The 26,023-nt window shown below is 39.2% G+C and carries 4 protein-coding genes; all 4 read right to left on the bottom strand.

The genetic code is table 11. The features are described from left to right. Nucleotides 1-42: 42 nt before the first annotated feature. Nucleotides 43-16,548, bottom strand: coding sequence for a T9SS type B sorting domain-containing protein (locus tag V3Z67_RS11600; RefSeq protein ID WP_330443467.1), 16,506 nt, complete (start codon nt 16,546-16,548; stop codon nt 43-45). 65 nt (nt 16,549-16,613) lie between these two features. Further along, a complete protein-coding gene (locus V3Z67_RS11595) occupies nt 16,614-19,130 on the bottom strand; it encodes a PorP/SprF family type IX secretion system membrane protein (RefSeq protein ID WP_330443466.1) in 2,517 nt (838 codons plus the stop codon). A gap of 3 nt (nt 19,131-19,133) precedes the next feature. Continuing rightward, on the bottom strand, nt 19,134-25,121 hold the full coding sequence (locus V3Z67_RS11590; protein ID WP_330443465.1) for a gliding motility-associated C-terminal domain-containing protein: 5,988 nt from the start codon (nt 25,119-25,121) through the stop codon (nt 19,134-19,136). A 363-nt stretch (nt 25,122-25,484) separates the two neighbouring features. Next, complete coding sequence (locus V3Z67_RS11585) at nt 25,485-25,811, bottom strand: YegP family protein (protein WP_035136217.1); 327 nt, start codon at nt 25,809-25,811, stop codon at nt 25,485-25,487. Nucleotides 25,812-26,023 lie beyond the last annotated feature (212 nt).

Below are 26,023 nucleotides of genomic sequence, written 5' to 3'. Positions count from 1 at the left end.
AAGCCACGGCTGCAAGGGCAGCCATGGCTATTTATGAATTTATTATCTGAAAATAGTAAAGTGTCCGACAAACTCTCTGTCATCCTCAGGATTATTTAGTTTTACAATATACCAATAATCTCCTGTTGGCAACTCCTGTCCGTTATATCTACCATCCCACTCCTGTCCTTGTCTTAGTGTAGCCAGTTTACGGCCATACCTGTCAAATACAAAGAACTCAAGGTTAGGGTAATTTTCTGCATGGCCAGGTGCCCATGTATCATTAATACCATCATCATTTGGTGACATTACATCCGGAAGGATAATATCTACAAACTCATAGTATAATGATTTCTCGGCTACACAGCCTCTGCTGTCGGTTACAGTTACCACATAGGTTCCTGTTGAGTAAATTTCAAACACGTTATCAGTCCCCATATCTTCACCATTTAAGGTATAAGTATAACCTCCTGAACCTCCTGTTGTTGTTGCCGTAATCTCATTAATATCAGATTCAGCAAGTATCATTACCAGTGCAGTAGTATTTGTTACTGTTACAGGTTCAGTACTGTCTATACATCCTGAATCATGAAGTACATCTACCACATAAGTTCCGTCTGCAAGATTAGTGAACGTATTACTTGTTTGAGGAGCACCTCCGTTTAATGAGTAGGTTACTGCACCCTGTACGGCTGTCTCAACATTTACCGTAAGTACATTTTCATCACAGTTGTAAACAAGTTCCGGTTGCGCGTTAATCATTATTGGAGCATCAATCCATACATCTATAGAGGCTACACATCCGTTAGCATCCTTAACATAAATGGTATAGGTTTGTCCACCATCAAGATCTGTATACATATCCTTACCTACTTCAAACGGCTCGTCCATATCCATACTTGTTGAGTATGGTGCAGTACCACCTGTTATATCAATAAGAATTGCTGCATTATCATCGTTCTCACAAATTTCAGGATATACTTCAACCTCAGTAAGTACTAACGACGTTGGCTCATTTAAAGTCGCTGTATATTCTTTATAACATCCTGTTTCATCCTGTACTCTCACAGTGTATTGACCTGCTGCAACGTTAAACACGTTATTTTCGGTCATATCAAAATCAGGAGAGATACCATAGGTAAGTGCACCTACTCCTCCTGATCCGTTTACTGTAATCGTACCGTTATCCTCACCATTACAAAGCGCATCTACAACTGTTATTACTCCAAGAATTGGTTTTTCATGTCTAACCATTACGTTTCTTGTAGTAATACATCCGTTAGCATGCATTACGTATACCACATAGCTTCCGTCAGGAAGATCTGTAAATACATTTGAAGACTGGTAGTTCACTCCGTCAAGAGAGTACATAACATCATCAACAATTGCAGGGTTGATGTTAGTAACCGTAAGCATACTTAACGATATGTTGTTTGTACAAATCGGAGTTACCTCAACTACCGGATTAAGTACAACACCGTGCTCTATATTAAATACTATAGGTACAATTTGACATCCTGCCGCATCCTGAACGAACAGTACATGCTGGCCACCACTTAGATTGGTATAAGTAAACTGATCCTGGATAAAAGTTACACCATCTAAACTTGTCGAATATGGCGCAGTACCACCAGATACTGTTACTGTTACACTACCATCGTTAGCGTTATAACAAGTCTCTCCTGTCCAGTCGGCAGATGCTATAATCTGAGTTTCAGACTGAGTTATAACAACGTTGTTTATTACCTGAACACAACCTAACTCATCTCTTACCCTAATGGTATATGTACCTGCAATTAGTGAAGAGAATGTGTTGTTAGTTGAATAAGTATATATAGGAGAAATAGCATATTCTAACTGACCTGTACCTCCTGTTGCTGTAACTATAATCTCACCTGTATCATCACCATAACAAATTACGTTTTGGGTAACTGTTGCCGTAGCATTTACAGGCTGATGATCTTCTACATCAAAGTCAACCGTTTGGATACATCCGTTTATGTGTTGTACATAAGCTGTATGAGTTCCTGCCGCAAGATCCATAAATGTATTTGAAGCCTGATAGTTAATTCCGTCTACAGAGTACTGAACATCTCCTAAGTATTGTGCATCAATATTAATTGTTACTACATTACCCGGCATGTTGTTCATACAGTTTGCCACAACATCTACATTTGGCTGAGTATTAACGCCCTGTTGTATAACAAAATCAATAGGAGTTATTGTACAACCACTGTCGTCTGTTACATAAATAGTATGAGTACCTGCTGCAAGATCTGTATAAGTAAACTGATCCTGAACAAAGGTTAAACCATCTAAGCTTGTTGAGTATGGTGCAGTACCTCCTGTTACAGAAATTGTAACCGAACCGTTTACATCTCCAACACAAGTTTCATCAACAGCTACATAAGTTGCAGCTAGAGGTTCTGCCGGAGTAGTTATTGTTAAAGTTGCAGATTCAACCTCACAACCTATACCATCGGTCACTCTAACTGTGTAATCACCTGCCGGAAGGTTAGTGAATACATTTGATGAACCGTAAACAAAGTCAGGAGAAATTGCGTACTGTAGCGTACCTGTACCACCTGAAGCGGTTACCATAATCTCACCTGTCTCTTCACCAAAACATAGTACATTATTAACTACCGTTGCTGTATCAATTGTAATAGGCTGTAGCGTATTAATACTAAACGTTGTTGTCTCTATACATCCGTTAGCATGCTGAACATAAGCGGTGTAATTGCCCGGTGTTAAGTTATTGAATACATTTGACGCCTGATAATTAGCACCATCTACCGAGTACGTTAAATCGGCAGGATTAAGTGTTTGAGAAGAAGTTAAACTAATTGTAACCTCATTACCCGGTACGTTATTCGTACAGTTATCAACAACACTTGCACTCGGAGTCATATCGGCTCCCGGTTCAACATCAAAGGTTAATGGAACAGGAATACTACATCCGTTAGCATCAGTAACATAAATAGTGTGTGTACCTGCTGCAAGGCCTGTGTAAGAGAACACATCCTGTACAAAATCAGCAGGGTTGTTTGAATCAAGACTTGTGTAGTATGGCGCAGTACCTCCTGTTACAGAGATAGTAACTGTACCATCCTGAGCATTGAAACATATCTCGTTTGTTACAACATCGATTACTGACGTTAAGAAGTCTACAGGCTCATCTAAAGTTAATGTAGCAGTCTCAACCTCACAACCTATACCATCGGTCACTCTAACTGTGTAATCACCTGCTGCAAGGTTAGTGAATACATTTGATGAACCGTAAACAAAGTCAGGAGAAATTGCGTACTGTAATGTACCAGTACCACCTGAAGCAGTTACCATAATCTCACCTGTTGCCTCACCTTTACATGATACATCGGCAGTTACTGCTTCTGTATCTATTGTAATAGGTTGTAGCGTATTGATAGTAAACGTTGTTGTTTCTATACATCCGTTAGCATGCTGAACATAAGCGGTGTAATTGCCCGGTGCTAAGTTATTGAATACGTTTGGCGCCTGATAAGTAGTACCGTCTACCGAGTACGTTAAATCGGCAGGGTCAAGTGTTTGAGAAGAAGCTACATTAATAGTAACCTCATTACCCGGTACGTTATTCGTACAGTTGTCAACAACACTTGCACTCGGACTCATATCGGCTCCCGGCTCAACATCAAAGGTTAATGGAACAGGAATACTACATCCGTTAGCATCAGTAACATAAATAGTGTGTGTACCTGCTGCAAGGCCTGTGTAAGAGAACACATCCTGTACAAAATCAGCAGGGTTGTTTGAATCAAGACTTGTGTAGTATGGTGCAGTACCTCCTGTTACAGAGATAGTAACTGTACCATCCTGAGCATTGAAACATATCTCGTTTGTTACAACATCGATTACTGACGTTAAGAAGTCTACAGGCTCATCTAAAGTTAATGTAGCAGTCTCAACCTCACAACCTATACCATCGGTCACTCTCACTGTGTAATCACCTGCCGCAAGGTTAGTGAACACATTTGATGAACCGTAAACAAAGTCAGGAGAAATTGCGTACTGTAATGTACCAGTACCACCTGAAGCAGTTACCATAATCTCACCTGTTGCCTCACCTTTACATGATACATCGGCAGTTACTGCTTCTGTATCTATTGTAATAGGTTGTAGTGTATTAATTGTAAATGTTGTTGTTTCAATACATCCGTTAACATGCTGCACATAGGCAGTGTAGTTACCCGGAGCTAAGTTATTGAACACATTTGACGACTGGTAAGTAGTACCATCTACAGAGTACTGCATATCTGCAGGGGCAAGGGTTTGTGATGAAGTTACATTAATTGTAACCTCGTTACCCGGTACGTTATTCGTACAGTTATCAATTACTGTAGCCGACGGTGTCATATCAACACCTTCGTTAATTGTTATTTCAAACGGTGTGATAGCACAACCATGAGCATCTGTCACATAAATAGTGTGTGTACCTGCTGTTAAGCCCGTGTACACTAACTGATCCTGAGTAGAGTCGGCAGGGTTGTTAGAATCCACACTTGTATAGTATGGTGCTGTACCTCCGCTAATTGTTAGAGTTACTGTACCATCGGCAGCATTGTAACATACCTCATCGGTAGTAGCTGCACTGCCTAAGCTTAACGGAGCTGTTGGCTCGGTTATCGTTAAAGTAGCTGTTTCAACTTCACAACCTATACCATCGGTTACCCTAACAGTGTAATCACCTGCAGGTAAGCCTGTGAACACGTTAGCTGTACCATATACAAATGCAGGAGAAATAGCGTACTGAAGCATACCTGTACCACCCGAAGCGGTTAATGTAATCTCACCTGTTGACTCACCAAAACATAATACATCAGCAGTTACTGTTGCTGTATTTATTGTTATTGGCTGTAGTGTATTAATTGTAAATGTTATTGTTTCAATACATCCGTTAACATGCTGCACATAGGCAGTGTAGTTACCCGGAGCTAAGTTATTGAATACATTTGACGACTGGTAAGTAGTACCATCTACAGAGTACTGCATATCTGCAGGGGCAAGGGTTTGTGATGAAGTTACATTAATTGTAACCTCGTTACCCGGTACGTTATTCGTACAGTTATCAACTACTGTAGCCGATGGTGTCATATCAACACCTTCGTTAATTGTTATTTCAAACGGTGTGATAGCACAACCGTTATCATCGGTCACATAAATAGTGTGATTACCAACTGTTAAGCCTGTATATACTAACTGATCCTGAGTAAAGTCGGAAGGGTTGTTAGAATCCACACTTGTATAGTATGGTGCCGTACCTCCACTAATTGTTAGAGTTACTGTACCATCGGCTGCATTATAACATACCTCATCAGTAGTAGCTGCATTATCTAAGCTTAACGGAGCCGTTGGCTCATCAACTACTATGTTACCTGTTGTGATTTCACAACCTATATCATCTCTTACTGTTACAGTATATGTACCAGCAGGAAGATCTGTAAATACATTGTTAGTAGTAAAGTTAGCTGCATCTGTAGATATAGCATATACCAAACTACCTGTACCACCCGAAGCAGTTACAGTAATTTCACCTGTAGCATCACCAAAACACAATACATCGGCAGTAGCAGCATAATTATCTATAACTATAGGCTGTAGTGCATCTATAACGAAGTTTACTGTTTGGATACACCCGTTTGTATGCTGTACATAAGCAGTATAGTTTCCTGCAGCTAAATCTGCGAAAACATTATCTGTCTGATAAGTAACACCATCTAGAGAGTACTGAAGATCAGCAGGATCTATAGACGCATTAGTAAGTATAAAGGTTACGTTACCCGGTACATTATTTGTACAAGTAGGATAAGTATCAGCTACCGGTTGGATGCTTACACCCGGATTAACCGTAAATGTAAGCGGTGTAGCAATAACACATCCGTTAGCATCCATAACATTAATAGTATGTGTACCTGCTGCAAGACCTGTATATACAAACTGATCCTGAACATAAGCAGCACCATCCAAACTTGTTGAGTATGGAGCTGTACTTCCTGCTACTGTAACCGTTACAGTACCATCGCTATCATTAAAACATATTTCATCGGTAACACCATCTACAGAAGCAGTTAGTGCTGCAGTAGGTTCGTTTACTGTTAATGTTGTTGTTTCAATCTCACATCCAAGAGCATCTGTTACCCTAACGGTATAATCACCTGCTGTAAGATTTGTAAACACGTTATCAGTGCCATATACAAATGCAGGAGAAATAGCGTACTGTAGTGTACCTGTACCACCCGAAGCGGTTACTGTAATCTCACCTGTTGCATCACCAAAACATAATACATCGGCAGTTACTGTTGCTGTATCAATTGCTATTGGCTGTAATGTATTAATTGTAAATGTTGTTGTTTTAATACATCCGTTAGCATGCTGCACGTAAACAGTGTAGTTACCCGGGGCTAAATTATTGAACACGTTTGATGCCTGATAGTTAGTACCGTCTACAGAGTAGGTTAAATCGGCTGCATTTAGTGTTTGAGAAGAAGCTACATTAATAGTAACTTCATTACCCGGTACGTTACCTGTACAGTTATCAACTACAGTTGCTGACGGAGTCATATCTGCACCTTCCTCCACATCAAAAGTAAGTGGTGTAGTGATTGTACAGTCGTTAGCATCGGTTACATAAATGGTATGCGTACCCGGAGCCAGGTTAGTGTAAGTAAACAGATCCTGAGTAAAGTCGGCCGGATTGTTTGAATCCAGACTTGTAAAGTATGGCGCAGTACCTCCTGCTACAGTAATAGTAACAGTACCGTCTTCGTCATTAAAACATATCTCATTTGTTACACCGTCTATAGTAGCTGTAAGAGCATCTGTTGGCTCATCAATAGTTACAGTTGTTATTTCAAGCTCACACCCCAGGTCATCGGTTACCCTAACGGTATAATCACCGGCTGCAAGTCCTGTAAATACATTTGAAATACCATATACAAATGCAGGAGAAATAGCGTACTGTAGTGTACCTGTACCACCTGAAGCAGTAACTGTAATCTCACCTGTTGCATCTCCTTTACAAAGAACATCAAGCGTAGCTGCTGCAGTAGCTGTTATAGGTAATAGATTATCAATAGTAAAGTCTACTGTTTTGATACATCCGTTTGTATGTTGTACATAAGCTGTATATGTACCCGGAGCCAAGTCAGTAAACGTATTTGAAGCCTGATAGTTAGTACCGTCTACAGAATATGTAATATCTGCTGCATTTAAACTTTGAGTTGTAGTATAATCAACAGTTACCACATTACCCGGTACATTATTAGTACAGTTATCAACCACAGTAGCCGACGGAGTCATATCAACTCCCGGTGGCATGTACTGTTCTAATGCAGGGTTGATATCACATCCGTTAGTATCCATTACGTGAATGCTATAAGCAGTACCACCTGCAAGGTTACTGAATGTATGCTGAGATCCCGTTACAGATACATAAACAAGTACATCGTCTGACGGATCCATAAGGTCATCTATAGCGATTTCATAAGTACCCGTACCACCTGTTATATTAACAGTGATTGATGCATTTGAATCTCCTAAACAAACCTCATCTAAAAGGCTTGCAGTATCTATTGAAGCCTCAAGAAGTGCAGGGTTTAAAATCTCAACCTGGAACAGTTCAAAACATCCGTTCTGATCCTGAGCAATAACATCATATAAACCTGCTGCCAGTGAAGTAAATGTATTAGTATCTACAAACTGGTCAAGGTTTGGAGAGATTGCATACTGAACAGTTCCTGTACCTCCCGAAGCTGTTACAGTAATACTACCGTTCTCCTCGTTATAACACAATACATCTGTATGCAATACTGATGCTATGAATTCCGGTGGAGATGTAATATTGATAGCCGGAGAAGTTTCCTCACAATCACCGCTTATCACATGAATGTAGTACGTACCTGTTGCAAGACCTGTAAAAGTATTTTCAGGCTGCGGGCCTACAATAATATTACTTCCACTATCAAGAAGTTCATAACTGTAGTTACCTAAACCTCCTGTTACGTTTGCTGTAATAGAAGCCGTTGCTTCACCAAAACAGTTAATCACTGCATTGGTAAGATCTAAGTTTATTGTTAATGGCGGTACTGCAAGTATTGTAACTTCGTTACTAAGTACTGCCGTACAGTTATTAGCATCTGTTACATATACCTGATATGTTCCTGCCGATAAGCCTGAAAATACTGTATTAGTACTATAAGTAACACCATCTAAACTATATTGGTATGGTGCTATACCTCCTGTTGCAGAAACCGTAATCTCTGCATCTGTTGTACAGGTTAACGAATCTGTAAGGTTAAGGAAAGCCTGAATAGGGTCTGGTTCTGTAATCTCAATTGTTACCGTAGTAACATCACAGTTCCAACCGTCTGTTACTGTTATGCTGTAAATACCAGCCCCTAAGTTATCAAACGAAGGACTTATTTGTGCATCTGAACTGTAAACGATTGTAGTACCCGCATCGTCATAAGTATTAAGTATATACTGATATACTCCTTCACCTCCTGTAACAGATGTTGCTGTTATAGTAGCTGTATTATCTCCGTTACAAAGAAGAGCTGTTGCAGAAGCCGAAATACTTGCCGTAATAGGTGCCGGCTGTACCAAATCAATAGTTTGAGAAACGACACAACCTCCGGCATCCTGTACCGAAACAGTATAGTTTCCTGCTGCTAACCCGGTAAAAGTACTGTTTGAAGCATAAGCCTGAACGGTACTTGAAGTGGTATTGTTTACCAGTTCATACTGGTAAGTACCCCAACCACCTGTAGCTGTAGCGATAATTTCTCCCTGATCGTTTGTACAGGTAACACTTGCTGTTTGAGAAGCATTTAACACTAACGGATTTGATGGAGAACCAATAGTTATCACATTAGAATCGGCAGTACAGAAAGGACTGTCTGTAGCTGTAATAGTAACATAATGGTTACCTGCTACTAAACCTGTTATTGTATAAGGGTTTGTAGTTGTAGCATTACTACCACTGCCTACTGTAGCTCCTAAAGAATCGGTCACTACAAAGTCGTAGTTTCCTGTATAACCTGTTACGTTTATAGTGATAGTACCATCGGCATCACCATAACAGGTAACCTGAGTAGAAGCTGTAGCCTCTACTGCAATAGTATCAAAAGGAACAATGTCGTATGGTGTTGAAGTAACTTCATAACATCCTGTTACGTTATCTGTCACCTGGAAGTTATAACTACCCGGTGTCGTAAGGTCGAATGTTGTTGTGTATACCCCAGGGCCCGGTGTTACCGAAGCCTGTGAACCTAACGGAAGCAGATCAAAAGTAAAGTCGCCCGAACCACCTGTTACTGTAATAGTAACTGTTTCGTCATTATTACATGTTATAGCTGTTTGAAGTGTAGGAACAACACTTATTATTTCCGGTAACGGGTTTATTGTTAGCGGGAATGTTTCTGTACAGTTATTACTGTCTTTAACAGTAACAGTAATGTTTTGTACAGCACCGTTATCTACAACTTCAAAAGTATTTGTTGTAAAGAAGTTCGTACCATCTATACTGTAAGTGTAAGGAGCTGTACCTGTACCTGCTCCTACTGTTGCAGTAATTACCGATGTTTGAACTGTGTTTGTAGCATCACAGGCAAAATCTGTTGCCGCTGCGCTAAGTGTTAGTACTAAAGGCTCTGTAATCACCACTGTTTCGGTAGCTATACAGTTTTTACCTGAAGTTACTGTTATACCATATGTTCCGGCAGCTAATCCTGTAAATGTATTAGAGTTTTGCACTACCGGCGGATTAGTTCCGTCATCAAGTGTGTAAGTGTAAACAGGGTTATCATTTGAAGCATCAAGAGTTATTACTATCGATCCGTCATCTGCACTGTTACAGCTTACATTTTGTGAAACGTAAGTAAACACTACCGGAGTAGGCTCTTCAAGGCTAACAGTTGCCGTTTCGCTACATCCTGTTGTAGTATCTGTAACAACCACGATGTAATCACCAAATGTCTGACCTGTAAATACATTTGAAGCATTTGCAGCAACAATCACAGCGTTTGATGAATCCTGAAGTTCGTAAGTATAGTTACCCGAACCTCCTGATGCTGTTACCGTAATCTCTCCATCGTTAGTTGTACAAGTTGGCTGTGCAGTAACTGCCGGTGACAGGTTTAATGGAGGATAAACAGTAATATTTTGAAGGTTAGTACAACCGTTAACATCCCTAACCTCTACCGTATAAGTTCCTGAAGCAAGACCGTCGTAAGTAAATGTAGTGCCCGACTGTGCCTGATATCCACCTCCGTTAAAACTGTAAGTATATGGAGGCATGCCTGCTGTAGTAAGGTCTACCTGAATTGAATAGTTACCTTCGGCAGTATTACATTGCTGAACAACAGACAGTGCAATAACCGGAGAAGGATCTGTATCAAGAGTAATTGGTGCAGCAATTGGCTGAATACATCCGTAAGCATCCATTGCATATACTGTGTAAGTACCACCTTCAACATTAAAGCTGTTAGCACTACTCCACCCGGCACTTCCTACTGTTGGAGCAGCATCTGTACTTGGTTGGATTAAGTACTGGTATGGTGCTGTACCACCCTGTGCAGTTGCCGATATAACACCTGCATTAGTGTTACAGTTATCGTTTGTTATAACCTGAGCCGATACTTCCAGAAGCTCTGCCGACTGAACTATTGTAAATTGAGCAGAAGCATTAGTACATCCTGCTAAACCTCCGTCAAGCTCAGTAAATAATACATAATAAGTACCCGGCTCTAAAGCCCCTACATTAGAAACCGTTTCCGGCCCGCCAGATACCGGTATAGTACCTCCTACTGCCGGTGAAAGCGGTGTATTAGTTTGTGCATAACATACCTCATACCCTACCTGAGTAGTAGCATTGTCATAATTATCTATAGTGAAGGTAATATTACCGTCGGCATTACCTGTACAGGTTACATTATTAACTGTATCTATAGTAGAAGTCAGGTTAGATAATGGTGGTATAGCAATATCTGCCGATTTAAAGTAGTAACAATCTGTCACCAAATCGTGTACAACAAACGTATATACTACACCAGGTATTAAACCTGTAAATATCCTAGTATCAGTACCTGAGTTAGCAGGCTGATAATCGTTTGCAACATCATCCACATAAGGACTGTCAAGCTGCTCTAAAATAGCAAACTCATAACTACCACTACCTACTGCTGCCTGTACCGTTACTGATGCCGTACCTCCTGAGATACAGTCTGCAGGTGGTGTAGGCGTTACACTAATATCAAGATCTGTTGGTGGAGAAGCAATAACAATATTATCATCTATAGCCGTACAACCATTAGCATCTACAACCGAAAGGGTATAGATACCAAAGTTAAGTACCTGGAAAGTATGGTCTTCATTACCCGATGTAGTTGAATACTGCTGTACAGAACTATCGTAGTTGTTTGTTAAATAATAAGTATAATCTGCGGTACCACCAGCGGTGTTTTCAATTATAATTTCACCATAGGTTGTACCACCTGGATTATTACACTGAATTGGTATAATGGTAACATCAAATGCAATAGGATCCGGTTCTGTGATAACAACAGTAGCTGTGTCTGTACAAGAGTTAGCATCTGTTAAAGTTACCGTGTAACTGCCTGCAGGTAAACCTGTAGTTTGTGTACCATAATCGGTACTTGTAGTATCGTTATATATGTTTATAGTAAATGGCCCTGTACCTGTTGTGTTATCCACAACAACGGTAATAGCACCACTGCTGTCTCCGTTACATAATACTGCCTGCGACTGTGTTGCAGAAGTAATTGACGGTAATGTAAGCGGTGCAATGTTTATAATGTTTGATTGTACAATACATCCGTTAGCATCTGTAATACGGAACCTGTAAGATCCTGCAGTAGCTGTTTGGAAGCTTATTGAAGATCCTGCTACAGCCGAAGAAGCACCGTAAGTAGTACCTCCGTTTGAAGAAACTTCATAAGTATAAGGTGCAGTACCTCCGTTTATAGTCACATCTATTTGTGCATCTGGTGAACCTGTACAATCTAAACCTTTCACAAAAGAAGCCATAGCTGTAAGTGTTGGTGCTATGGTTTGTGAAACTGAATCAGTACATCCGTAAGCATCGGTAACCACTATAGTATAACTACCAGGTGTTAAGCTCGCAAATACATTTGACGACTGCCCAGGATTTCCGTTAATAGAATAAGTAAACGGAGCCGTACCATCTGTTACCGATACCGTTAGTGAAGCACCATTAGCATCATAACAAATATCAGAACCTGAAATTGAAGCCGTAGGCGGTACCGGTGTCGTTAATGTAAATGTATCTGTAACAGTACAGTTATTAGCATCTGTTACAGATATAGTATAAGTACCGTTTTGAGTAAGTCCTGTAAATGATGAACCCGACTGTGGTCCTACTGTAGAGGAGTCCGGTTGTGTTAAGGTATACTCATAACCACCCCATCCTCCAGTTGCAGTAACATTTAAGCTACCGTCTGCAAGACACGTAATAGGGTTAACAGTTGTTGTAATTGCTAAAGCTGCAGATGGCGCACTAATAGTAACCGTTGCAGTTGCTGTACAACCTGTAACATTATCTGTAACTGTTATAGTATATGTATCTGCTTCAAGTCCTGTAAGGGCAATTGTAGCATTTGTAGCCGATGCAGAAGAGGAAACAGAAGTTGATGCTCCGTTAACCACATCGTAAGTATAGTTTGTAGAGAAGCCAGAAACATTAAAGTTAAGTGCTCCGTCTGTAGCGCCAAAACAAGTAACATTACTTACCGGCTGACCGTTAACCGCTATTGGAGTTAATTGTTGTATTGTATAGTTTTCGCTGTAAGTACATCCTTTACTGTCTGTAACCATAAATGTATATGTACCTGCTGCAAGACCTGTAAATACATTGTTTGTTCCGTTATATGTTACTGCTGCTGCAGGAGCCGTAATCTCGTAATTAAACGGTGCCTCGCCTCCTGTAACTGTAAGAGTAAGATCTGAAGTCAATGCCGGACAGCTAGGTGTAGTCGCACTCACAGTAAGATCTGACGGCGGTACTACAGGATCAATCACTATAGTATCTATTACATGAGTACAGTTATTAGCATCTCTTACTGTAACGGTATAAGTACCTGCAGTAAGATTGGTAAAGCTCGTTGCTGTTCCAAAAGTAATTCCGTCAATACTGTATTCGTAAGTTGGTGTGCCACCAGCTATTGTAGAAGTGTCTACTGTTATGGTAGCCCCTGAAGATCCTGCTACAGTACAATCAAATTCCTGTGTAACTGCTGCTGTACCTCCTGTTATTGGGTCTGGCTCAGTAATAGTAAAGTCAAATGGGAATTCACATGTTCTGTTACCTTTAGTCTCACGTAAAATTACTGTATAATCACCAGGTGGCAGTGAGGTGAAGGATCCCGAATTATTTGTAGTAATTAAAGTATCTGTAGCATCTAAAAGATCAAACACTACATTGTAACCGTTAGTATTGGTTACATTATAAACAATCGATCCGTCGTTAGCACCGTTACAACTCACCATATTTACAGAAGTTGTGTACTCAACATCAGGAACAATGATTATTGTAACTTCATTAGAAAGGCTGGTACATCCGTTACCATCCATTACAATGAATACATAGTCTCCTTCATCACCTATAAGAACATCAAAAATCACACTGGTTTGGAAATCAGAAGCAGTAGGATTTTGAAGTACTCCGTTTTGACTGTAAACAGCATAGATGTATGGTGTTTTACCTCCGGAAGCATTCATTTGAATATTACCCTCTTTACAGGAAATATTCTGAGAAACAGATGCTACTAAATCAAGATCGCTTTCATCTATAATCGTAACCGAACCTGTTTGCACACATCCGTCATCTGTAGTAACAGAATAGCTATATGTCCCCGGATTAAGACCTTCAAAAAGGTGGTTATTATCGGTTACAGGACCATGTGAATCACTTGACGGGCCTGTTATCTCAAAGTAATATTGCGGACCTACATTTAATGCCTGCAGCCGAATGCTACCTAAACCGTTACACGTTGCGTTTTCGGTAATAACATTAACAGTAAGAGCATTGTTTTGTATACCTATATTTTCTACCGAGAATTCACAATAAGTATTACCCGGTGTGCCATTTACGCCCTGTTGTCTTATATTAACGGTATAAATACCTGAAGCGGTAATATCAAATGATGGCCCCATACCATCGGTATAGTCATAAATAACAGTATTTGTACTTTGATTTACTAACTGATATTCATAACCTGCCGGTACGTTTGTAATGGTAATATTTCCGTCGCTACCACAAACAATATTTTCTTTTGTGTATTGAGGATCAAGAAGATTTTTATACACATTAAAGTAGAATGTACCAAAACATCCGTCGTAGTTTACTACTAATCGGTATTGACCTGAAGTATCTGCAGTATAATCCTGACCTGTGCTTACTTCAACCCAACTACTGTTAGGACAGCCTACCCAAGGACAGTCTGATGGTAAATCGTCACACGTACTACAAGCTGATAAACAGTCTGACTCATCAAGTTTTTGCCAGCTGATACTTGTAGCATCTGTAATACCTGTTTGAATTAATCGTTCATCATCTGCACCACATAAAAAGATATTCGGCATAACCTTACCGTTATTTGCACACATAGGTGTTTCATCGGCAAATGGTATAACCGGGTTTGGTATAATAGTACTGTAGCTGTTTACTGTTACGTGTTCTGTAGTAGAAACACAAGGAGCAGCTGCAGTGTTTATCACATAGTATTCACCCTCTGCAGTTATAGTTATGGTTTGTGTAGTACCAATTAAGTTATCATCACTATCATACCACTCATAACTGTCGTACCCGTCTGGTGCCGAAACATCAACAGAGGTAGAACAAAGCGTTACTGTACGTTCAAAATTACAATCGTCTATATCTACAAGGAAGTTTGCCGGTCCTGTAACAGGTTGACCACAACCGTTAATCCCTGCAATACTAGGGTCGTTTGAAATAACATTACTGTTTAACACACCCTGATATGTAGCATAAGCACTGTTCTGGATAATATTGGAACAGGCATCTTTAAGATCGTTACAGCTTTCTGCTACTCTAACTAAAAGGCGTATTTCATAAGCAGGATCATTTTCTTCAACAAGTTCATCAGGAATAGTGAAAGTGATTGTTTCTGTTACAGGATCATAACTATAGTTACTGTCATCCATACCACTTTCAGGACTAAACGTTACACCCTGAAAGTATGTATTATTCGGAAGAATATCGGTAATGGTAAACGAAGTAGTATCGTCATTACCTAAGTTTTGGAAGCTGATTACATATTCTAAAAAGTCACCAAGGTTTACATCGGCTCCACCAATATCGTTACCGGCTAAGTCTTCAACTGTTTTTACCAACTGGATATCCGGTTCAATAATATCTACACTAAGCGCATTGAAGAACATAAAGTAAGTATCTCCTGTAGATGTTATTCTCAGGTTAGCACCGGTAGAACTATTATGAATTAATCCCTGATTAATATTAATTATATCGGCATCATATCCAAGTGTATTACTACTATTTGGAACCCTATTGGTGAAATTTTGCTCAACATCACCTGCATCAAGGTAAGTTATATTACTATTGAAGAAATTATCAGACGGATTTAAATTGTTAGAAAGATTAGTATAGTTTGTTTCAGAAGCATCTTTGAATCTTAATCTGTCTCCTGTAATAAGCCTATCTCCTTCAAGTGCACATGCCATTAGCTTAGCTCGAACCGGAAGCGGAGCAGGTACAGTTGTAAAGCCCGTATAATTAACATCAATACTTCCCAGCCCGCTGTTTACTCCGGCAAAACCGTCGTAAGAAGTTACATATTTACCTGGTTTATTGGGATTTTCATATACAATAAAAATTGTCCATCCTCCGGAAACACCTCCTGATAAACTTCCCTGAGTAGCACGTATGTTAGCAGCTGTATATGTACCATTAGGGTCTGCCAGCCCGGAGACAAGAGTTGTAATATCTGCATAACAAACGTATGGACTATTGGAGCTTAATGAAGCACTCCCAAAGCCATCGTAAATTACAGTCCCGGTAATATCATTATAGTTAGCAGCTCCCGGCAACTTTAATTTTACCTCATTAAAGTTAGTTACCCTGGTACTACTACCACTACCTGAACTACTATTATACCTATAAGTTGCAGACCAGTACATAGCAGCATAAACTACCGTACTACAGCTTACATCTGTAATACTGGAGAGAGTTGCGCTACTTGAACTGAAGGTAGACGAATCACCATCAATATCAATATAACGCATGTTATAATCATCATTATAACCACTGCTTTCCCACCATTGCGGATAAGCATCATTAGGATCATATGAATTAGTATCCCTGTTAACAATATTATTGGAGATTTGAGTAATATCACCCTTAATATTGTCCTGATACCTTATTGTAAAAGGTACCTCTAACTGTGCCTGCATAGCAAAACACGACAGTAAAAATCCTAGCAGGATCTTTATCCTTAAATTGTGTATTCTTAAATGCATTTGTGTTTGTATTGGTGTTTATTTTTTAGTTGGTTTTATACAATTAAATCAGTTGTCTCTTCTTATTAATCTACATTTATGCTCATTAGCCATACTGTATCAAAGTAAGTATTGTTAACATTTGAATAGTATGAAATAAGAGCGTCTCTCCAGCTATCATGTTTTTTAAGATATACGTACCTAAAATTATTTTGTGGGTTAATAAAGTATTCGGCTTGTATACCTCTATCTTTCAATCTGTTTATAAACTTATTGGTATTTTCCTGTTCGCTAAACACATTTGCGATAACATAATACCCCGGCTCGACATCCTGTACGGTTAATATATCACTTCTCTTTGGTGCCTGCCTTACTAAATCAGTTTTGGCAGCATAGTAATCCTTTATCTCCTCCTCTGTACTGAGGTCTTCTTCTCTTCTGACATATTTAGAAGAAGGAGCTTTTGATGCATTTTTCGCTTGCGCTGTTTGTTGTGATCCCTGTCCATTAGCATTGTTTTTAGTATTAGTTAAGTGTGTGTTTTTATTCTGGCTATTATTGTTTGCTGTTGGCTTATTACCTGTAGCATTGGTATTCGTTTTTTGAGCAGTTGCCGCTTGCCCGTTATTATTATTTGATGCCCTGCTTGCCTGCGGCTGTTGTGTAGCTGCCTGTGCTGCGGGAGCATTGTTATTATTCGTGTTATTCGGAGTCGCATTTGTATTATCCTCCCCCTGATTATTGATTTGATTTTGGTTTTGGTTTCCGCTATCTGCATATCCTCCTTCGTTTACATTATCATTATCACTATATCTTTCGTTACCGTTGTTAGCAGGCTGTTGTGCTGTATCGGTATTATTGCTGCTGTTATTAGTATTGTTACCTCTACCTCCTGTTGTCACACCTGCTGTTACTCCTACAGACGGAAGTTTTATACCGCCACCATTACCCGAAGGATTATTATTAGACCTGCTATTATTGTTTGCTGATCTTGAATTTGAAGCTGTAGCCGGCTGCCTTGTTTCCCTTGAATTACCACGACTGTTTCTTCGGCCTGAGTCACTACCATCTGTCACCTCATTATTTCTTTCTCTCCTTTTGATGTTCTCCACTTCATCTTCCGAACTATCCTGAACATGTATTAGGTAAGGATTTTTCTCTATCCCTTCAGATTTTTTCCTTTCAAGCGCATTAGCTGCTTCGGTAAAACGCTCGTATCTTTCAATGATCACTTCATCTTCTGTTCTTGCATCAGGCGGAGTGGAAACTACATAGTAACCGCTTTTTGCTCTTTTAAGATCTTCCAGCGTTTGCGGATTCTCTTCGGCATCCTCTCCCGGGTCGTCCCTCTTCATCAGTAGCATTTCTGTTTTTGCTCTTTCAAGCCTTGCTGCCTGCTCTCTTTTAGCATAATCAAGCAGGTTTTTAACCTTTTTATCAAACTCTGCCTTGTGTATTTGAGCTATAGAGTCTTCCTTAATCAGAGCATCTAACAGGTACTGACTCTCATCGTCCAGTTCCATTCTCAGTTTTTCAATATCGGCATCCCTCTCCACGTCTGTCTCATAAAGACCTTCTTTCTCTTCTACCAGCATCTCGTCTTCTAACTCTTCCAGTTGTTCTTCAAGACTAGCCTGCTTTTTTTCTCCCTGTTTTTTATTTTGTTCTCTTAAACTCAGTTTATCCTTTAGCTTAAAAGACATTATAATTTCGTGTGATGGTCCAAGGTTTACCAACCCTTCCTTCACGGTTCTTTCGTACACATAACCTAATGATAGTCTCTTAGTAAGATGAAAACCGGCACCTATACCTACCCCATAGTAATCGTCTAACGATGTTTGTAACCACCCCAATTTTGGGAAGTGTACCAGTAAAGAACCGTTTAAGGTAAAACCATACAGTTCACTCATTCTCCCTCTCAGGGCAAGACTAAACTCACTGTCTTTAAAAAGATCTCTCATGGCTACCATTTTATGCGTATACATAACATGACCTGAATACACCTTATCGGTATACTTCTCTGACATTTCATCTGATTTGAAATCGTAGTCTACCACGTTTTCAGCATAAACACCTATATCAAAATCTTTATAATTAAAATTAATACCGGGCTTAATGCTTACAAGAGAGTTGTTTCTCAGTTCCATAATAATAGGGTCTGGTTCACCCGTTACAGTTCTGGTTTTATTAACTCCGCTGTTATAATAAGCTACGTTAAATCCTAATGTAAGGTTCATACGTTCCTTAAGCTTTATGTTATATGAGTAGTTTGCTACTCCGCCAAAGCTGGTAACTACCCCAACATTTTGTTGATATATACCAAAACCAAGACCCGATGTTTTTGAAAACCTTCCTGTATAACTAAGCATATATACCTTAGGAGAATCGTCAAACTGAACCCACTGGTTACGGTGGTATAGTGAAACATATGTATTATCTTCCCTTACAAAAGAAAAAGCCGGATTGTATAAGAACCTGTTAAACTTTAAGTTATTCTGGTACGGAACATTAAAGGTTACTACGGGCGCATCCTGCGCATTTACCTTTGTAAAAGCGGCAATAAAAACTAATATGAAAAATAAGGAGTAGTAATTTTTAATCATCCGTTATTCAACAATAGTTATAGAGCCTCGCTTTGTAATCTCATTATCTTCCATAATGGTATAATAATATACCAAACTCTTGGTGTCATAAGTGAAATCACTTTCCGGCCAGTTATTCATATAATTTGATGCCCTGAAAACAATTTTGCCGTCAGCAGCATATATCACAATTTCTACATTCTCCTGATTTACATACTTAATAGGTAAAGCCCATTTATCATTGTATCCGTCATTATTAGGCGTTATTGTATTTGGTATAGCTATTACATTATTTTCTACAAGTGATACAGTTACATCTCTTGAATCTTCACAGTTACCAACAGTAGCTACAACAGTGTACACCCCTGCTTCAGTCACTTCAACATCCGGTCCATAAGAAACTATCACCCCGTTATGATACCAAATATAACTTTCGGCGCCACTGGCAGTAATGGTAGATGTCGTGCCTTCAGGCAAGTCGTAAAACGGACCTGTACTCACCGCTATTTGCGACATATCATAAGGGATAACTTCAATAATATTTGATGATATAGTACAATTTTCAAAGCTCACTTCCATAAAGTAACTACCCGATTCATCTACCGTTATAGAGCTTTCTGTACCTATTACTATACTACTACCCTCTTTATACCAGGCATAGCTGTAAGTACTATCATTAACATTTGAAGTTATATTAATTGTTGCACCTTCATCACAAAATACATCTTCGGTTTCAATCACAACATCAGCTATAAAACCAAGGTTAACTGTAATGATATTACTGGATACCGGTCCAAAATCAGGAATGGTTACCTGTAGCTGATAAGTTCCGCTTTCAGACACCATTATAGAAGTACCTGTAGCACCTGTTATAGGAGTTCCATCCATATACCATTGGTATCCGTAACCATAATTATTATTAAGAATATCAATAGGTCCTCCCTGTGTTAAAGCATCAAAGGTTACAATGTTTAAAGCTGTGGCAGTATCGGCACACTCAACAAAATCACCATCAGGAGCTATTTCGATATTAAATCCGGAAGGATAAACAAGAGTAAAGGTCAACTCTTTAACGATATTACACTCTTCTGTTTGTTTAACTACTATTTTGTACTGTCCTGCTGTATTGGCATAAATAGACGGTATTGAGCCTCCCGGTATAACAATACCATCTTTATACCATGTAAATACCGGAGAAAGAGCATCAGTAGTTACCGATAGTACTTTATTCTCTCCTGGTATTATAACATCCTGTAAAGGTGTGTCAGGAATAAGGTTAAAGTCATTAAGTTCCAGGTTAAGTGTATCTGAAGTAAACGAACAGCTTGCAGTTGTGATCACTACATAGTAATTACCTTCGGCAGTTGCTGTATAAACAGAGTTATTATTAGTAGAAACAAGTACATTGTCTTTATACCATGCATAAGTATAGGTAGGATCTGAAATATTACAGGTTAAATCAACCTGAGGGTTATCCGGACACAATAAGCCACTAGGAGATAAAGTAACATTACCTAAACTTAATGTTATTGATACTGTATTTGACAGTAATGCAGAGAATCCCGGCATTATAACCTGTAGCCTATAATTACCATTTTGAGCCGGATCATTAACCGTTAATGTTTGTGATGTTGCTCCCGGTATGGCTACTCCGTTAAGGAACCATTGATAAGCATAACCTAAATCAGTCATAGCGATATTTCCTTCAGAAGTGATTGCCGTAAAATCTGATACACTCAAGGTTACTGATGCACTTGTACACGCCGAATAAGCATTATCAGGAGCTATTGTAATGGTAAATCCTGTTGGGTAGCCCAATACAAATGTCATTTGTGCTGTGGCGTTACAGCCTATGGTTTGTGTAACGGTTACCGTATACTCACCATCCTGAGTTGCGGTTAATGTAGCTGTATTTTCTGTAAGCGGCACACCATTTCTTGTCCATGAGTACTGAGGTCCCATAGCATCGGTAGTAACCGTAATATATTTTTGTTGCCCCGGTAATATAACATCTACCGCAGGGCTGGTACTGTTTACCGAGATAGACTCGGTAGTAATAGTCATAACATTAGACTGTATGTTACAGCTACCGTTACCTACCGTAACATAATAATCACCTTCGGCATTTGCAGTATAAGTTGAAGCTGTTGCACCTGGAATAGCCACATTATCTTTATACCACTGATAAGTATAACTTGGAGCTGTTAAGCTTGATGTTAACACTGTTGTACCACCTGTACAAATAGTACTTCCGCCGGATATAGTAACAGATGTCAATGCCAGATTTATAGCCACTATATTTGAGGTTACCGGACCATAATCAGGTAATGTTACTACTAAATGGTAGTTACCATTTTGTGATGCACTGTTTAATGTTAGGCTTGGTGTAGTAGCACCCGCTACAGCAACACCATTTTTATACCATTGGTATCCGTAACCCATATCTGTTACTGCCACGTTACCTTCAGATGTTATGGCTATAAAGTTGGTAATATCAAGCGTTACTATTGTACTGGTACAAGCCGTATAGCCTGCATCAGGGTTTATAGTTACACTAAATCCTGTTGGGTATTCCAGCACAAAAGTATACTGTGCCGTAGCAGCACAGCCTACCGTTTGTGTTACTGTTACTACATACTCGCCATCCTGCGTTGCGTTGATTGTTGAAGTAGTGCCTGCAATCGGTGCTCCGTTTCGGGTCCATGAGTATTGCGGACCGTCGGCATCGGTACTAACAGTTAATGTTTTTGTCTCTCCCGGCATGATTATATCTAAAACCGGATCGGTACTGGTTATGTTTACAACCTCTGTTATTATACTTACAATATTAGACTGCATGTTACAGGTACCATTACCAACAGTTACATAGTAATCACCTTCGGCATCAACCGTATAATTATAAGTTGTAGCTCCTGGTATGGCAACGTTATCTTTGTACCACTGGAAGCTGTATGTTGGCGCCGTTAAATTTGATGTAAGCACAGTAGTTGCTCCCTCACAAATAGTATTTCCACCCGTTACTGTAACTGTTTCTACTGCCAGGTTAATAGTTACTGTATTTGAAGTTACAGGTCCATAATCCGGTAGCGTTACCACTAAGTAGTAGTTTCCGTTTTCTGAAGCACTGTTAATAGTTAATACTTGTGATGTAGCCCCTGCAACGGCAACTCCGTTTTTATACCATTGATAAGCATACCCTAAATCAGTTATAGCTACAGTACCCGAAGTGGTTGTAGCCGTAAAACTGCTTATATTAAGTACTACCGATGTACTGGTACAGGCTATGTAACCTGCTCCCGTAGCTATAGAAACATTAAAACTTGTTGGGTATTCCAGCACAAAAGTATACTGTGCCGTAGCAGCACAGCCTACTGTTTGCGTTACTGTTACAACATACTCACCATCCTGCGTTGCATTGATTGTTGAAGTAGTGCCTGCAATCGGCGCTCCGTTTCGGGTCCATGAATATTGCGGACCATTGGCATCAGTATTAACAGTTAGTGTTTTTGTCTCTCCCGGTATTATTACATCTAAAACCGGATCGGTACTCGTTATATTTACAACCTCAGTTGTTATTGTCATTATGTTAGACTGCATATTACAGGTACCGTTACCTACGGTTATATAGTAATCACCGTCAGAATCTACCGTATGAGTATATGCAGTAGCTCCCGGTATAGCAACATTATCTTTATACCACTGGAAGCTATACGTTGGTGCCGTTAAGCTGGATGTTAATACAGTAGTAGATCCTTCACATATAGTAGTTCCTCCTGTAATGGTAACAGTTTGCACAGCTAAATTTACCGTTACCGTATTTGAAGTTACAGGACCATACCCCGGCAGGGTAACCACTAAATAATAGTTACCGTTTTCTGAAGCACTGTTTAAAATAAGACTTGTTGTATTTGCACCTGCAACTGCAACTCCATTTTTATACCACTGGTAAGTATAACCAAAATCTATCACGGCAACTGTACCCGAAGTGGTTGTTCCTGTAAAGCTACTTATATCAAGCGTAACCGATGTGCTGGTACAGGCCATATAACCTGCATCAGGATTAATAGTAATATCATAACTGGTAGGAGCCTCTAGTGTAAAAGTATATTGAGCTGTTGCCGTACAACCTGCCAATTGTGTTACCGTTACTATATACTCTCCTGCCTGTGTTGCATTGATTGTTCCTGTTGTACCCGCAATAGGGCTACCATTAAGAGTCCAGTCGTATTGAGGGCCATTAGCATCGGTAGTTACCGTGAGTACTTTTGTTTCCCCCGGAAGGATTACATCTACAACAGGGTTATTACTACTCACTGTAATCACATCCTGAACCAATGATAACGAATTGGACTGTTGCATACATGAACCTCCTGTTACCCTAAGATAGTAACCTCCTTCAGCATCTGCCGTATAAGTTGAAGCTGTTGCACCTGGAATAGCAGTCCCGTTTCTGTACCACTGATAGGTATAACCTGCACTGCTGATACTCGAAGTAAATAAAACAGTACCACCTTCACATAGTGTAGTATTTCCTGAAATAACAGGAGTTGGAACTCCTAAGTTTATATTGATAGTGTTTGAAACCAAAACACCATATCCCGGTAAAGTAATTTTAAGCACATAACTACCGTTTAATGACGGATCGTTTAATGCAAGTGTTGTACCTGTTGCACCTGCTACCGCAACACCATCTTTGTACCACTGGTAACCGTATCCGTATGAATTACCGATAAGATTAATTACATCTCCGTTTAAAAGAGTGGTATCAAACTGGAAAATAGAAAGCGTAACCGACGTACTTACACATGAGGTGTAAGCCGATGTTTGTATAAGCAAATTGAAGCTTGTAGGGTATTCAATATTAACCGTAGCTTCTTTAGTAATTGAACATGGCGACGTTTGGCTTACCGAGACTCTGTACTCTCCCGGTTCAGTGATATTAAGTGTAAGTCCTGTTTCTCCGGCAATCAGCACATTATCCTTATACCACTGTACAGTTGGCGAATTAGCATCGGTAATTGCAGTAAGAGTTAATGTTTCACCCGGTATGATTGAAGTAGTTACAGACGGATCTATATCAAGTGTAAAGTCATTTGAATCAAGTGTTATAGCATTTGATTCAAATTCACATCCGTTACTTGTCAGTACTAAATGATAAACACCGCCTTCAGTAGCAGTGTAAACAGACCCCGTTTCTCCAGGTATTTCTATGTCGTCTTTAAACCATTTATATGTATACCCCGGATCCTGGAGTACACTTGTGAGATCTATACCCCCGGGCGGACATATTGTTGTTTGCCCTCCCTGCGATTGTATGGTTGGAGTAAGTAATTCCTGGACCGTAACCTGTACAATATTAGAATAGGAATCCATATTACACGACCCATAATCGGTTACTGCATAGTATGAACCGGCTTCGGTCACTGTTAAAGTCGAACCTGTTTCACCAGGAATCTCAACATAATCCTTATACCATATATAATTTAACTGAGGATAGTAAACCGGAGAGGCCGGCGTACCTAAATCATCAATAGTTAAATCATAAGAACCACCACCACACAAACTAACAGTACTTATATTACTGTTTATAGCAAATGGTTGATTGTGCACAGCATAGTAAGCTGCAAAAACAGCACTCGATGCACTTATTTGTACCGGATTTGTACTTTTAACCCTAATCCTGTAACCCTCGCCATAGGCTGTTGTAGGTAATGCAAAACTACTTATAACAGGAGAAGAGGTATTGGTTAATGTAGCTATTGTAGTTGGAGAAGTAAAACTCCCGGCATTATCAGAAAGCTCTACTATAAACTGATTACCGGCACCAAGGTTTGAAGCCGGGAAGAATGAAAACGAAAAGTTATAGCTATTAAAAGTAGACGAAGCACATGCCTGTGTAAACCCTATAGATGGAGTAGAAATTGTTATTTGCGCATTTGCGCAGCCAACAAATCCTATCCAAACTACAAAAAAGTAGAATAGTAAATATTTTTTTACAAAAGGGTTGTGCATTTCTAGTTGATGTTTTTGGCGAATTTCAACTTTCAAGAATAAACCTATGTAAACAAATTCTTATCAAAAAAACAAATCGACAAAACACTCATTAAATACGATAAAAAACACTTTTTAGACGCAATACGACTATGTTAAAGTTTAAATTTAACATTTACTTAAAAAACATATTTTAAATAATTAACGAAAAAAACTAGATAAAAAATTTATTTTTTAAATAAAACAAGCAAAATATGTTAATAAAAATGTTAACAATACTTTAACAAGATTACTTTTATAAACACTTAATTTATTTAAAATTTAAATAAAAAAAGCGGTGTTATTTAGTCAAAACAACACCGCTTTTAAGTCTTAAAAATTTTCTTATTCTTCGACTACAGAAGCGTCCGGAGCATTCTTTTTAACAGACTCTATACCTTTATCTCTTCCGGCTGCCGATTCATACATTTCACTACTCCCTATAACCTGTCCGTTTCTGGCTTTTAGATTGAAATAATGTTTACCGTTATTGGCCGTTTTTCTGTCATATCTTTCATCACTTGGTGAATTTTCTTTTACAGATGAAATTCCGTTATCACAAGACGCTTTGCTTTTATACATTTCGCTTGATAAAATCACTTCACCATTACCTGCTTTCAGGTTAAAATAGAAGTCTCCGTTCTTGGCTACTTTCTTAACAAATTTTCCCATGTCAATATTGATTTTTTGATTCAACTCAAATTTAACAATATATCACTAATCAAACCTTAATTTTATGTTAACAGAAAAGGCAGCCGATAGCTGCCTTTTCTGTTTTATAGTTTGTTAAAAATATTATCTCTTCAGTGAGAAGTGAGCTTTAAACTCTTTCTCTACAGGTTCTCCGTTTACCAGTTCACGGTAGGTTACACTAAACCAGTAGT

This window comes from Flavobacterium sp. C4GT6 (genome assembly GCF_036347315.1).
GTDB lineage: Bacteria > Bacteroidota > Bacteroidia > Flavobacteriales > Flavobacteriaceae > Flavobacterium.
The sequence above is the reverse complement of the archived record's forward strand: the minus strand, read 5'-3'. Positions and strand labels throughout refer to the sequence as shown.

Excerpts from the sequence above, each read along its gene's own strand:
- V3Z67_RS11600 (WP_330443467.1), bottom strand. The coding sequence starts at position 16,548 with ATGCATTTAAGAATACACAATTTAAGGATAAAGATCCTGCTAGGATTT.
- V3Z67_RS11595 (WP_330443466.1), bottom strand. The coding sequence starts at position 19,130 with ATGATTAAAAATTACTACTCCTTATTTTTCATATTAGTTTTTATTGCC.
- V3Z67_RS11590 (WP_330443465.1), bottom strand. The coding sequence starts at position 25,121 with ATGCACAACCCTTTTGTAAAAAAATATTTACTATTCTACTTTTTTGTA.
- V3Z67_RS11585 (WP_035136217.1), bottom strand. The coding sequence starts at position 25,811 with ATGGGAAAATTTGTTAAGAAAGTAGCCAAGAACGGAGACTTCTATTTT.